A 13,912-nucleotide genomic window follows, 5' to 3' on the forward strand; every position below is an offset into this window, starting at 1 on the left:
GGAAGCGGTGCATCCCTTTGAAAAACTTCAGGTTCTCGATGCACTCGCGTTTGAACGCGCGATACGTGCATCCGGCGTCACTGATCTGTTCACCCGACAGTTTGTTCCTCACCCAGTTGGCGATGCGCGACGACGCAATGCGTACGAAGCCGTCGCCCTTGCCGCGCGTTTCGATGCGTGTGCCGCAGACGCAATCGAATTGCTGGAGCGCGTCGAGAAACTTCGGCAGGTCGCGCGGGTCGTTCTGCAAATCGGCATCCAAGGTGACGAGGTATTTGCCGCGCGCCGCCTTGAGTCCGGCCCAGCTCGCCGCCGACTCGCCGCAGTTGAACGCGAATCGCTGAACGTGGAGTCGCGGATCGCCCGCCGCGAGTTCCTTCAGGATTTCCCAGGATTTGTCCTGACTGCAATCGTCGGTGATGACGACCTCGTAAGGCAGCTTGAGCGGATCCACCGCATCGTGGACAGCCTTGAGCAACGCACGCAAATTCCCCTCTTCGTTATAGCAGGGAATGACGAGGCTGAGTGCGGGGAGATCAGTGTTCATCAATTCCACAATTCTCGCAGCATTACAGCGAGCTATTTCGTCTCGTAAAATTCGACGACCGCATCACACACACGATCCGCATCGGTCAACGCCATCTCGCCGTGAATCGGCAGTGACAGGATTTCCTTCACGATCTGCTCGGTCCTCGGTAGTCGGGGAATGTCGCGGAACTTGCTCATCACCGCCGGTTGCTGATGGTTCGGTACCGGGTAATGAATACCGGTCTCGATGCCGCGCTCTTTCAAAAACTTTTGCAGCTCGTCGCGGCGCTGCACACGGACGACGTACATGTGATAGACCGCGCGCGCCCAGGGCCTTTCCGGCGGCGTAACGGCAATACCTTTCAATCGCTCGTTGTAGCGCGTGGCAATGGCGCGGCGCTGATCGTTGAACCGGTCGAGATGCTTCAGCATCACGCGGCCAATCGCACCCTGGATCTCGTTGAAGCGGACGTTGAACCCGGCGAATTCGTGGTGGTATTTGTCCTTGCGCCCGTGGTTTCGCAACATGCGGATCTTTTCGGCCAATGCGTCGTCGTTCGTCACGAGACAGCCGCCATCACCGAGCACGGTGAGGTTTTTCGACGGAAAAAATGAGAACGCGCCGAAGTGACCCATCGAGCCGACCACCCTGCCGTTGTATTTTGCGCCTTGCGCCTGCGCGCAGTCTTCCAGCACCCAGAATTCATATTTCGCGCCGATGGCCAGCACACGATCGAGGTTCACCGGATGGCCGTAAAGATGGACCGGAATGATACCGACCGTGCGTGGCGTGACGAGCGATTCGATCTGCTCCACGTCCATGCAACAGGTGTCGTCGATGTCGATGAAGACCGGCTTCACTCCGCAATGGATCAGCGGTTCCATGGTGGGAAACGCGGTGTGCGACGGCACGATGACTTCATCGCCGGGCTTCAATCCCTGCGCGAGGTGGAGCAGATAGACGATCATCGTCCACGACGAGCCGAGGATGGCGTGTTTGGCGCCGGTGTAGGCGGCGAGTTCGCTTTCAAACGCCTGGCATTCCCTGCCGAGGATATATTGGCCGGAACGCAGCGCGCGCAACGCGGCCTCTTCGACCTCTGGATTCAGAAAGCATTTGGAGAGGGGAATTTTTTGCATAATTTCTAACCCGCTCGGCGCTCGAACCGCGGAAGGAGAAAAGCTCAGCGGGCTTCGCCGACAAGCATGGTTTTCATTTTAACTCCACGGTTCGCCCTGCTGTTACCGACTCCGTCGCTGCTTCCAGCACGCGCACGCAATCGTAGCCGGCCCAACCGTCGGCCCGGGGCGATTTGCGCGTCTCGACCGCCTCGACGAAGGTGCGCAGTTCGGCCCGCAGCGGCTCCTCGGGCGCGCATTCGACCTGATGGAAGGCACCCTCCTCGGCCTTGAAGTCGCCGCCGCTGCGGACGTGTTTGTTGGCGAAGGTTTTTATTTTGTATTGTGATACGTTGTAGTCGCACACTGCGGTCATTTCACTGCCCACAACGGTCACTTCGCGGAATTTGCCCGGCAAAAAATAATTCGTCTCGATCACCGCCCAGGTGGCGCCGCGCGGCGTGTCGTATTCCAGTGATATGAGCGAGGCGTCATCGAAGCCGGGCCCGCGGCCGAGGAAATCCTTCATCGTTGCAGTCACGCGCGTCGGCGTGCGGTCGAGAAAGTAATTGAACAGATCCACGAAATGGATGGCGTCGGCAAAGGTCACACCACTGTCGTTGCGCGGGCGCTTGAAGCCGCTGAAATTGCTTCGCAGCATGTTCACGCGACCGAACCGTCCCGCCTGAAGCGCCGTGTGCAACCATTCCGACGCGGTGTCGAAGCGAAAGATGTGGCCGACCTGAAGGATGCGCTGATGCCTGGCGGCAAGGTCTGCGAGTTGTTTCGCTTCGGATGAAACCAAAGTGATGGGTTTCTCGACAAATACATCCTTGCCGGCCTCCAGGAAGGCGCGACACAAATTGAAATGGGTTTGAGCCGGCGTCACCACGACCGCGGCATCGACCCGGGCCGCGAAATCGCCCGGCCGCTCGGCCAGGTGCGATTCAGGAACGCCGAGTTTGCGCGCGTGATCCAGTTGTTTCGGCTGCACGTCGGACACGAACAATTCCACGGGTAGCGATTGCAAAACGCGCAGATGGTTGACACCCCAGCGGCCCACTCCCAGCAACAGAATCTTCTTCATCGAATTGAAAAGATGCAAACCCGGCACGGCCGCAGCAAAGGAACGAGTCCCACCGGGCCGGCATTCGTAATGCCGTCTGTTTACTCACCAAAAACCGCGGGTTGCGCAAGTGAAAATCAGCTTCGCCCGCATCGCGGCCTTTTAGCGAAAGAGGCGGCAACGGTCAGCGGTTCGAGAACAGTTCCCATTGCCCGACGTGCGTGATGATCCGAAGTGGTTTCTCGCGCAGCGATTCCCGGACTCGCGCAAGGGTTCCCGAGAATCCGACCACCAGGACACGACGGTCACCGGCCAGCAATCGTATCAACGCAGATTCATCAGGCAAGAGCAGGACGCCAAAACGCTCGCGGTTGCCGGGAAACTCGAAGGGCACCTGGTCAAGAGGCATGCCGCCAAAATACGGGCGGTTCGCCGCCGAGATGACCGACTGCGCGTAGAACGGCAGTCCTTGGGGCAACCGGCCCCAGCAAACGATTTGATCGCCGGACTGAAATTGTTCGCGTAACGCAGCGCCCAGGGGTTTGAGCGTCTGGTTGCTCTTGAAGCTGGTTTCATACGACGGCATTCGGGCAGCGGTTGCCAGCAGCGCCAGCACCGAAAGCCCGGCAGTCACATACGCGCAAGCTGTCCGATCGAAACGGCGCCCCAACCACAGACCAAATAAAGCGAACACAGCGGCAGCCGTTGTCTGCAAATACATCCATGACGCCGGCCCAACATGGTAGGCCGCCATCATGCCGAAAGGAACGCAGGCGAGCAGCAGCAGCGGACTGACCAGACAAAGCCGCCACGCCCACTTCGGGGCTCCGGCAACATCCGTCGCCGGGTCGCCGTTGATAAAGCGAAACGCGATCAAGGCACTGAGGGCCGGAAAGATCGGCAGAATGTAAGGAGCGAGTTTTGCCCGTGTCAGCGAAAACACGGCAAACGTAAACAGCGTCCAGACGCACAACACCAGCCACATCTCCTTTTGATGGATGTTCAAAGCACGCCAGTGCGCCCGCCGCCACAACCAGCCGAGCAGCCAGGTCCAGGGGAGAAGTCCGACGCCGAGAACGCCAAAAAAGTAAAACGGTGAGCCATACCGGTTCTTGATGGTGGTGCCCAACGCGTGTCCCACGGCCTGGCCGTATACCATGTAATCCAACGCCCTTGGAACGAGGTGAACGACGGCACAAAACCACGGCGCGACAAACAACAGAAACAGCGCGAAACCCGCGAGTGATCCCACGACCATTGTCTTCCGGCGGCGACATTCGCGGCGGCGGTGAGTCAGCAGCGTCGCCAGACAAACCAGCGGGACGACAAAGGCAACAGGGCCTTTGGTCAAAAATCCGCATGCCATCGCCATCCATCCCGCCAGATGCCATGCGAGGAACCGCTTCGAATGATTCGGGTTGGCTTCGGCGGCATCATCCAGGCTCCGCCAGCTTCGCCAAAAAAAATAGACCGCCCACGCGATGAACTGCGTAAGCAGCATGTCCGTGGTCAACATGCGGGCCATCGCGAAGTAGAGCAGCGAACTTTGGAGAATGATCGCGCTCCAAAGGCCGGCCTGTCTTCCGCCAAGGGCGCGGCCAAAAAGATAACTCGCGCCAACGCCACTTAATCCCGCCAGCGCAAGGGGCAGGCGCACCGCCCACTCGTTTTGACCGAACAATGACATCGAAACCGCCACCGCCCAATAGGTGAGCGGCGGTTTGTCAAGGTGCGGGGCATACCAGAAGTGCGGGACGATCCAATCGCCGGTCTCGATCATTTCGCGGGCGATCTCGGCGTAGCGGCCTTCGTCGGGCTCGTTGAGGGAACGGCTGCCGAGCAAACAAAAGAATGTGAACAGCGTGAGCGCGAGCAGCCACCACGGTCGGCGCAACGGTCCCGCGTTCAAGGTCATCATGGATTGTTTAGTGGCCGCGAGACCAGGCTGCAAGCCGGGACTGGTGGCGCTCGATCCGCGCTGGAAAAAGCGCCCTGTCAACGGTGGGCCTGTTACGACTTTGCCTCCACCTAGGAACCCTCATGGCGCGCTGAATTCGCCCCGCTGGACTGCGTGGAATGCGCCCAGATCCCCGCACGCTTCTCCTTCGCCTCATCTTCGAGCTGACGTAGTTTGTCGAATTTGTCTCTGGCCTTGCCGCCGTGCGGGAGACTGATGGAAACGCCTTTCGGCCGCGCCAATCCTCTGCTTACCAGAATCTCGCCGAGATCCTTCCCGCCGATCTCCACCATTCCGTAGCATCGGCGGTCCTTGCTCCGCCCGGCGGCGGTCGCCCACCGCGTCCAGACAACGAACGGTCCGCGCAGAACCTCGCGGACAGCCTTATCCGCTTCCACACCGGCCTTCATCGTCTCCTCGATCGTGGCCCCGAAGTATTCGCTTTGCTCGCGCGTGCGTTCGGGGTAGCGAAGGTTCGTCTCCGGCGCGTCAACGAAATAAAGCCGTAGAATGAATTCGTTCGTGCCCGATCTGACCCTGAAACTGTCGCCGTCGTTGTACCGTCCGGCAACGTAGCTGCAATCGGCGAGTTTGACCCATTCCCTTTTCTCCGATGCGACGCCACTCAATGCGAGTTGCGTCCACAGAAGTGCGCCGATCAATTTCAGAGCGTGAAAACGGCAAAACATGGCGATTTGATCACAAAATCGGGGCGGTTTCACTCGCCGGTGCAAACACGGGCACACCTTCGCAGAGGCGGATGTGAACCGCAAGTGCGGAAGACGAAGCGGCCGTTCAGTCGTGGAAATCTTTGCTTTTCCGCCGCCGCGCCCGCCACTATTTTCAACGAGCGGAAATGAAGACGCTGTTCCAGATGCCGCGCTTGCTCGTTTCATGCGCGGTTTTGTTCGCCACTGCAACCACCGGGTGTTCGACTTTCAACCGTGATTGGAAGAAAGCGGCGCCCCTTCACCCCGCGGGCGACATCGTCGGGCGATGGGAGGGATCGTGGCTGAGCGACGCGGACGGACACCACGGCAGGTTGCGTTGCGTAATCACCGGGCTTGGGAACGGGCGATATCGCGCTCACTACAAGGCGACCTACTGGAAAATCCTCCGCTTCAGCTACGCAGTCGAGATGAGAGTGGAAGAACATTCCGGCGACATGCTCGAGATGCGCGGTAAAACTGACCTCGGTTGGTGGGGCGGCGGTGTTTATCAATACGAGGGCCAGATCAGCTCGACGAATTTCGTCTGCAGTTATCGCTCGAAATACGACCACGGCAAATTTCGGATGGAACGACCACGCCCGCGCGCCCATTGAGCTTGAGCCGCTACTCCGGCAACGGTTTGCCCCTGGTTTCCGGCGCGAACCAGATGAGCACGAGGCCGAGCAGATAAATCAGCGTGATGACCGCTCCCGCTTTGGCGTAGCTACGATCATAGTGCGCCACAAGCTGCCCTTGGGTCAGCGCTCCGATCGCGGCCAGCACCCGGCCCGAATTGTAGCTTACCCCCTGCCCTGTTGCGCGGACGCGCGTGGGAAACAGCTCTGGCAGGTACAGTGGAAACCATCCGTAAAACGCGGCGGTCACGCCTCCAACCAAAAAAACCATCACCAAAAACAGCGCCCCATATTCGTCCACGGCACGAAACAGGAACCCGCACAACAGCAGCGACGAGAGACACAGACAAAAATAAGCCGGGCGTCGTCCGATTCCGCCTCCGAACATACCGCCCAGCAAGCATCCCGCCACTGCGCCCAGTCCCGATAAGATTTGAGTGTTGGCCTTGGCCTGCGGCATCGTCCCGCCCGTCAACTGATCCGCCCACAACGGCAGCCATTGCACCGAACCCCACGTGCCGATCAAAGCTATCGAAGCAAAAGCAATTGCCAGGAGCGTATTTTTGAGCAGCGCCGCGCTGAAAATGTCCTTCACAGGTTTGGCGACGCTCCGCGTCACGGACTTCTTCCATCGCTCCGATTCGGGCACGAACAACTGGATGACCAGCGCCAGCACCGCGGGAACCGCCCCTGCCACCATCACCCATCGCCAGGATGTCTGTGTGACCTTAAAGAAAAGCCCCACCACGGCGATCAGCGCAAACCCGACGTTCGCCGCCGCCCCGATGACGCCAGCGAGCAACGGCCGCTTCTCCTCAGGCCATGCCTCCATGACCAACGCCACACCCAGCGACCATTCGCCTCCCATGCCGAAAGCCGCAATGAACCGCAGCGCGCCGAGGTGCCACGGGGCTTGCGCGAAATAGCACAGGCCGGTGAATATGGAGTAGGTCAGGACGCTCAACATCATTGCGCGAACACGTCCCAGCCGGTCCCCGAGCCACCCAAAACTCAGCCCGCCGCAGGCGGCGCCGACCAGAAATAGCGCCGTGATCCGGCCCATCCAAAGCGCAACAAACTCGTCGCCGATTCCAGCGCCATGCATCATGTCCAGAAGCGCAGGCCGGGCAACGAGCGGAAAGACGCCCATTTCCAGACCATCGAACATCCAGCCGAGGAAGGCTGCGACCAGGACCAGCCATGGACCTTTGGTGTCGCGGTTCGATTCGGTCATGTGACGATTGGAGCGGTGGAAATCACTCGTGATCCCGCAGGGCCAACTGGCGGCCGTGCGCCTCCGCATGTCGCCAATGCTCCTCGGCTGCCGCCTGCGGGCTGTTGAACGGCTTCCCGCCCATTTCGACGTACACCTTCTCCACCTGCGACGCCAGGCCGTCGCCAACGTAACGCGCAATGCGCTGGTTCTTTTTCAAAACACCCTTGATGGTCTCGACAGCCGCTCTTACTTCGCCGGGTTTTTTGCGCGCATATTTCTTCACCTCTTTGCGCAAGGACTCGAAGTAAGCCAATTGGTCGTCCAACACCTCGGCGGCGCCCATGGGTCCGTGCCCGGGACAAATGATTCTCGCACCCAGTTTCTTCGCGGCCTCCAGCGTTTTGATCCATTCGCCGGTGTCGCCGTCGGCGACGTAATTGTAGGGACCGTTCACACATGCGTCGCCGGTGAACAGAATTTTTTCCCCTGGCAGCCAGGCAAACCCGTCGCCGTGCGTATGCGCCACGCCAAAGTAATGCAGCTCGACCCGGTGCCTGCCGTCGTCGAAAATCATTTCCTTCGGGAAGAGCAACGTGGGCGGTTTCAGACGGGTCCCGGCGACATCGGGCCGGCCTTTGGCGGTGTCCTCCCAGCGGCCCGGTTTGCCGCCGTAGTAACCCGTCTCGTATTTCTTCATTTCATCGACGACACCCGTGTTCGCGACCGGCACGGCACCGATATCCACCCATATCTGGTTTCCATACGAGTGATCGCCGTGATGATGTGTGTCGAAGGCAAATCGGATCGGCTTGTCCGTGATGGCCTTGATCTTCGGAATAATCTCCTTCGCGCCCGAAGGGAAATTGGCGTCAATGACGAGCACATAGTCTTCGAAGATAATCCAGCCATTGTTACAATGGCCGTGCCCTTTGATGTCGCCCTCGTGGAAATAAACTCCGGGGGCGATTTGTTCGGCCTTGTTCACTGCGGCGCGGCCGGATAACGCCGAGACGAAGAGGGCGGCCACAACGAGCCGCAGGCGAAACGAAGCGGGAGGTTTCATGGCCGCGATGGTCGTGAAAACCGTTGCGGCAGTCAAACGGTAAAGGCCGTTGCCATGGTCCGGAGCCGCCGTTCGCCGTCACCGGCACCGCCTGTTTGCAAATCCAACCGCTCTCAAACGCGCGATCGCACATGCGCCGCCCGGGCCGCCGGAAGACGGATGGTGAACACCGAACCCCGGCCCGGTTCACTGGACACCTCCACAGTTCCACCGTGCGCCTGGACGACCGCCCGAACGAGGCTCAATCCGAGACCGAGTCCTTTTTCGTTGCGGCTTTTGTCGCCGCGATAGAGCCGGTCCCAGACCTTGTCCTTTTCTTCCGGTGGAATTCCCAAGCCGGTATCGGAAACCGTGATCAACACGGCATCACCTCCCTGTTCCGCCGCCAGAGTGACCTTGCCCCCGGGCCGGTTGTATTTGATGGCATTGTCCAGAAGGTTGGCGAGCGCCTGTTCGATACGTGTGCGATCGATCCGCGCGACCAGTTCCTTCGGCAGGTTCGCCTCGAGCGTCACCCCTTTTTCCTCCGCGACGACCTGGTAAAGGTCCATCACAACGGCGATCAATTCGGACAGATTGAACGGCGCGATCTCCAGTTTCATCGTTCCCGTTTCCGCTTCGGAAATGTCCATCAACGCCTTGAGCATGGTGAGCACGCGCTCGGATTCCTCCATCGTGTCTCCCAGAGCGTCGCGCAACGCCTCCGGGTTTCCACCCGACTGCAACGCCACCTCCGCCGTGCCGCGCAACCGCGCCATCGGCGTGCGCAAATCGTGGGCAACGTTGTCCAGCGCCTCGCGCATTCCGCGGATCAGCATTTGATTCTTCTCCAGCATCCGGTTGAAAAGCTTTACAAGTTCGTCCAGTTCATCATTGGTCTGCCGGGCCGGGACCCGCGCGTCCATCCGGCCCGTTTCAATGATCGACCGCACCGTCACGATCAGGTGCCGGATTGGCTGGAGCGCCCGGTGCGTCAGAAACGCGCCACCGCCGTATCCCAGCACAATCACGGCGATCATCCCCACGCCGAACAGAAAGCGAAAGCGGACGAGCAACGCCTCGGAGTCGTCAATACTTTTGCCGACCTGCAGCAGGCGCCCGTCGCTCAATGGCGCAGAGGCAAACATCCACACGTGCTCGTTGTTTCTCCCGGTCAGCGAAAACCAGGGGCGGGTCTCCTCGATGCTTCTTACTTCAAGCCTCTTCAGATCGAAGTCCCGCCATTCTGCGGGGACGCTGACGAAGACCACGTTGTTTCCAATGCCAACCACGCGGACAAAGAAGGCGTTCCGGTCCGGGCCGCGGCCGTTCACGAAGTTTTCACTCAAGCCGGCCAGTCCGCCGTTTTCGTACCACGCGCGGTACTCCTCCAACTTGGCCCGAATCACCTCCTTCTCCTTTTGCTGGATGGACGAGGCAAGGACGAAGTAGGCGAGCAGGAAAAGCGCGAAGCAGCCGAAGATAAAGGAAGCCGTGTACCACAGGTTCAACCGGAAGCTGAAGCCGCGGCCCGAACGTTCAATCGGCTTTGAGGGCATACCCAACACCGCGCAACGTGTGGATCACCTTTTTCTCGAAGTCACGGTCAATCTTGTTGCGCAGGCGGCAGACGACCACGTCCACGACGTTGGTCTGCGGGTCGAAGCTGTAGTCCCAGACGTGTTCGAGAATCAACGCCTTTGAGACAACCTTGCCCGCGTTGCGCATCAGATATTCCAACAGCGAAAACTCGCGCGCCTGCAGATCAATACTACGGTCGCCGCGCCGGACCTCGCGGGTGATCAGATTCATCGTCACATCGCCGGCCGCAAGCGTGGTCGGCTCCGTCTCGCGCGTGGCGCGCCGGATCAACGCCTGCACGCGGGCCAGCAGTTCACTGAAGGCAAACGGTTTCACAAGGTAGTCGTCCCCTCCGCTTTGCAGCCCCTTGATCCGGTCGTCCACGGAGGCGCGCGCGCTCAGAATGAGGACCGGCAGGTTCACTTTGCGGTTGCGCAGCTCCTGGACGAGGCTCAAGCCGTCCAGCTTCGGAAGCATGATGTCCACCACCGCCGCGTCGTAGGGCGTGCTCGTCGCCAGAATCAGGCCCTCTTCACCATCGGCCGCGTGGTCAGCAGCGAAGCCGCTCTGTTTCAGCCCCTTGATGACGAATGAGGCAATTTTTTTGTCGTCCTCGACCACCAATATGCGCATGTGGCAGCTTTCCAGACCGGCGTTCGTTGGTTTGCGGACAAATTCGGCTTCAAAGCGACCGGTTTCATTCATTGTGCCACGAGGAATTTCGACGGCAAAAAGAAAACGCCTCCCCGGCGCGCACCCGGGGAGGCTTCGAAACCCCTTATTTTGACTTGCCCTCGTCCACTACGATGTAGTCGCTGCCGCCATGGCTCCAGATTCGCACGAGCACCTGCTTGGTTTTGACGTGCTTGCTTACCTCAACCGCTTCGGCCGCATTGGTCACCGGTTTATGGTCGATCTCCTGGATCACGTCGCCGGGGCGTAAACCGGCGTCGTAGGACGCGGAATCCGGGTCCACGTCCGTGATCAGCGCACCTTTCACCCGGTCCGGAATGTTGAACTGGCTGCGCGCCGTTGAGTCGATATCGCCCACCGTCACCCCGTCGAGCGCGTCGCTGTCATTCTGACCTCGCTCGCTGTTGGCCGAGGCCAGTTTCTGTTCCGGCATCTCTTTGAGTGTCACGGTGAACGTCTTTTCTTTTCCATCGCGGAGGACTTTCAAGGACACTTTGTCGCCGGGTGACAGGCGACCTACCATCAATTGCAGGTTGCGCCGGTCTTTGACGGGCGTCCCATTCAACTCGGTAATGATGTCGCCGTTTTTCAGGCCTGCTTCCGCTGCGGCGCTCTTTTCCTCCACTTGAGTGATCAACGCACCGTTCGCGCTTTCCGGAGCGTCAAATTGCCTGGCCAATTCCGGTGTCATATCCTTGATGACCACACCGAGGAAACCGCGCTCGATTTTGCCCTTTTCGATGAGCTGGTCCATGACACTGCGCGCCAGATTTGCCGGAATCGCAAAGCCCACGCCTTGATTGCCGCCGCTCCGGCTCAAAATGGCCGTGTTGATTCCAATGAGCCGGCCTTCCGCATCCACCAGCGCCCCGCCCGAGTTTCCCGGATTGATCGCGGCGTCCGTCTGGATGAAGTCCTCGTAATCCTCAATGCCCATGCCACCGCGACCCGTCGCGCTTACGATTCCCATGGTCACAGTCTGACCGATTCCAAACGGATTGCCCAGTGCCAGCACGACGTCACCCACCTCGAGTTTGTCGCTGTCCGCAAACGTGATGAAAGGGAGGTCCTTTGCCTCGATTTTAAGTATGGCGATATCCGTCCTGGGATCGCGACCGACCACTTTGGCGGTGTATTTCTTTTTGTCCTTCTCGCGCGCGACCTTCACTTCGTCTGCGCCGTCCACCACGTGGTTGTTCGTCAGAATGTACCCATCCTTCGTGACGATCACGCCCGAGCCAAGACTGCGCTCTTTGAAAGTACGCGGCTGTCGGCGCCCTCCGTTGTCGTCGAATGGCGAACCGAAAAACCGCCGGAAGAATGGATCGTCAAAGAACGGCGTGACTTCCGGCATCGGATTTCTCACCGTCTTTGTCGTGAATACATTGACGACCGCTGGCGCAACCTTTTTCACGACCGGCGAAAAGCTGGTTGCCATCCTTGCCTGTCGCTCCAGCGGCGCATCGTTCACGGCGACGGAAACCGTCGGCCGCTTGCTGTCAGACCGTTCAAACCGTCCGCTGGCCGCAAACCAGCCGACCGCGCCCACCGCCGCGAGCAATGCGATGATCAAACTCTTTTTCATTGTGATTCTCATATACCGGCCTTTCTAAAGATGGCGTTATGAGCGCGCGTCGTTCCGCTGTCTCGCGGAACGCGTCCCGCCGTCGCCGAACCTTCGATTCTCGATCTTGTTGCCATTTCTGTTCACTTCGTTTCGGAAAGGATCAGGGGAACCTTTCCATGCACGCTCAAGATGCCCCAGGCGGTTTGCGCCGACCTTTCCCGAACATTACAAGTTTTTAATGACCGGCCCTCGGGCGCGAAACAACCCGGCTGGCGTTTGGCGTAAACGGGCGGGTTTTGAAAACCGTGGAGCGCGAGGTCGCACCGGCCGCCTGATGACGACCGTGATTCCGGTCGTACTCCGTCACTTCGCGGCGCCGGGGCCGTCCTCCAGAAATGCGAGCAAATCGCGGATGTCGTCCCGGTTCAGGGCGTTCAGCAGGTGCTCCGGCATGAGCGAAGCGGATTGCGGAGTGATCGAACGGATGCGGGCGCGCGGCAGGCGATGGACCTGTTCCCGGTCGGCCAGCATGACGAAGTCGTCGTTCTGCTCGGTGACGAAACCGGTCAACCGAGTCGAATCCTTTAATTCAATTTCAACCGCCTTGAAGCGGTCGGCCACCTGCCTGGACGGATAGACGATGGCATCCGCGAGCTCCACGCGTGTCAATCGCCTGGTCACACCTGACAGGTCCGGGCCAAAGAGCCGTCCCTCCCGGCCGGGCGTCACGCCGCCGCCATGGCAGGTGTTGCATTGAAGCTGCTCGTACACTCGCGCGCCGCGAACGGCCCGACCGCCTTTCGATTCCGCGCTCATAATGAAACTGCGAATTTCATCGTCGCTTTGCTCCTTCGTTGAGGCTGGGGCCGCGGGTTGAAATGGTTTTTTGAAACGCTGTTCATACCAGCGGGTCCAGAAGCCAACGGTTGCCGTCCGCGTGGACTCTTCCAGTCGCTCACCCGGTTCGGGCCCCGGTTTGAATCCCGGCCTTGTCTGTCCGCTCAAAGTGTTGAGCGCCGTGTCCATCGCATAATAAAGCGAGCGCCGTTCTGCGAGCCGGCTGACCAACACGTTCGCCAGTGGTTCGTCCAGTTCAGGCTTGAACTGGATCAGCGCCTCGGCGCAGGCGCGGGCAACCTCGGTTTCTTCATGCCGTAGTCCCCGTAATATCAGCGGCAGATTGGGAGCCTCCACCGGCCACGACGCGAGGCTTCGCAGGATTGCCGCGCGCAATTGCGGTTCGTTCGAACGCTCATATTCTCCGCGCAGAAACGCGCTTACGCTTTTGTCCGGCGCATTTTTCAGGGCGGCGACGATTTTCGTCCTGGCTTCGGCCTTTCTGTGCCACGGTAGAGGTCCAGTAACTTTTCCTCCGGTTTCGGTGACCGCGCGATCAGGTCGATCATCACACTCCCCAGCAGACTGCCGAGATCCACCTGCGCCGCGCCGTTGAGCAGGGCGTTCGCGTGATTCCTGGCAAAATCCCCCAAAACCGTCTGGAGAAAAAGCGGAAACTCGACGCCCTTCCCGCCGAACTGCGCGAACCAGCCCTGTTGCGTCCCGAGCATCCAGCGCAAAAGCCGGCCTTCCTCGCCGGGGGTCCAGCCCGCCGGGAGTTTTGAAACCGCCTGCGCGATGTGAAACTGCGTCACTTCATCGCGTTCCGTTTCAAGCAATGTGAGAAGCTTCGGAAAACCTTGCGAAATCTGATACTCGCCCAGAAGACGCACCTGTTCCCGGCGGATGTCGGGGTCCGCGTCGGGAAAGCTTCCCAGCAAATATTCAGTGATTGTCGATT

Annotated in this window: 13 protein-coding genes; 1 reads left to right on the plus strand and 12 read right to left on the minus strand. The window is 59.7% G+C overall.

What is annotated here, in order from left to right:
- From VN887_14990 to VN887_15010, 5 genes are all read right to left on the minus strand, one after another.
- Nucleotides 1-547: glycosyltransferase family 2 protein (locus VN887_14990; GenBank protein ID HXT41313.1), on the minus strand; the 547-nt coding region annotated here is incomplete at its 3' end.
- A gap of 32 nt (nucleotides 548-579) precedes the next feature.
- Nucleotides 580-1,668: a DegT/DnrJ/EryC1/StrS family aminotransferase gene (locus VN887_14995; GenBank protein HXT41314.1), complete on the minus strand. Its 1,089-nt coding sequence runs from the start codon at nucleotides 1,666-1,668 to the stop codon at nucleotides 580-582.
- 73 nt (nucleotides 1,669-1,741) lie between these two features.
- A complete protein-coding gene (locus tag VN887_15000; GenBank protein HXT41315.1) occupies nucleotides 1,742-2,734 on the minus strand; it encodes a Gfo/Idh/MocA family oxidoreductase in 993 nt (330 codons plus the stop codon).
- Between the two features lie 163 nt (nucleotides 2,735-2,897).
- The gene (locus tag VN887_15005) at nucleotides 2,898-4,631 is read right to left on the minus strand and encodes a glycosyltransferase family 39 protein (protein ID HXT41316.1); all 1,734 of its coding nucleotides are present in this window, start codon (nucleotides 4,629-4,631) and stop codon (nucleotides 2,898-2,900) included.
- Between the two features lie 110 nt (nucleotides 4,632-4,741).
- Entirely contained in the window at nucleotides 4,742-5,359 is a 618-nt protein-coding gene (locus VN887_15010; protein ID HXT41317.1) for a thermonuclease family protein, read from the minus strand.
- Between the two features lie 167 nt (nucleotides 5,360-5,526).
- On the opposite strand from VN887_15010, the gene VN887_15015 reads away from it, so the two are divergent.
- Nucleotides 5,527-5,994 (plus strand): hypothetical protein, encoded by a 468-nt coding sequence (locus tag VN887_15015; GenBank protein HXT41318.1) that lies wholly within the window; start codon nucleotides 5,527-5,529, stop codon nucleotides 5,992-5,994.
- A gap of 10 nt (nucleotides 5,995-6,004) precedes the next feature.
- Here the strand turns inward: VN887_15015 and VN887_15020 are convergent, their stop codons facing one another.
- The 7 genes from VN887_15020 to VN887_15050 form a co-directional block, all read right to left on the minus strand.
- On the minus strand, nucleotides 6,005-7,249 hold the full coding sequence (locus VN887_15020) for an MFS transporter (GenBank protein HXT41319.1): 1,245 nt from the start codon (nucleotides 7,247-7,249) through the stop codon (nucleotides 6,005-6,007).
- A 22-nt stretch (nucleotides 7,250-7,271) separates the two neighbouring features.
- Complete coding sequence (locus tag VN887_15025; protein ID HXT41320.1) at nucleotides 7,272-8,294, minus strand: MBL fold metallo-hydrolase; 1,023 nt, start codon at nucleotides 8,292-8,294, stop codon at nucleotides 7,272-7,274.
- A 113-nt stretch (nucleotides 8,295-8,407) separates the two neighbouring features.
- Nucleotides 8,408-9,832, minus strand: coding sequence for a HAMP domain-containing sensor histidine kinase (locus VN887_15030; GenBank protein HXT41321.1), 1,425 nt, complete (start codon nucleotides 9,830-9,832; stop codon nucleotides 8,408-8,410).
- Nucleotides 9,813-10,487: a response regulator transcription factor gene (locus VN887_15035; GenBank protein ID HXT41322.1), complete on the minus strand. Its 675-nt coding sequence runs from the start codon at nucleotides 10,485-10,487 to the stop codon at nucleotides 9,813-9,815. Before VN887_15035 ends, VN887_15030 begins: the two co-directional genes overlap by 20 nt.
- Before the next feature lie 145 nt (nucleotides 10,488-10,632).
- The gene (locus tag VN887_15040) at nucleotides 10,633-12,132 is read right to left on the minus strand and encodes a Do family serine endopeptidase (protein ID HXT41323.1); all 1,500 of its coding nucleotides are present in this window, start codon (nucleotides 12,130-12,132) and stop codon (nucleotides 10,633-10,635) included.
- Nucleotides 12,133-12,477: 345 nt separating this feature from the next.
- The gene (locus tag VN887_15045; GenBank protein HXT41324.1) at nucleotides 12,478-13,347 is read right to left on the minus strand and encodes a hypothetical protein; all 870 of its coding nucleotides are present in this window, start codon (nucleotides 13,345-13,347) and stop codon (nucleotides 12,478-12,480) included.
- Nucleotides 13,348-13,415: 68 nt separating this feature from the next.
- The coding region (locus VN887_15050; GenBank protein HXT41325.1) for a HEAT repeat domain-containing protein at nucleotides 13,416-13,912 on the minus strand (497 nt) is incomplete at its 5' end.

It is taken from the genome of Candidatus Angelobacter sp., from assembly GCA_035607015.1.
GTDB lineage: Bacteria > Verrucomicrobiota > Verrucomicrobiia > Limisphaerales > AV2 > AV2.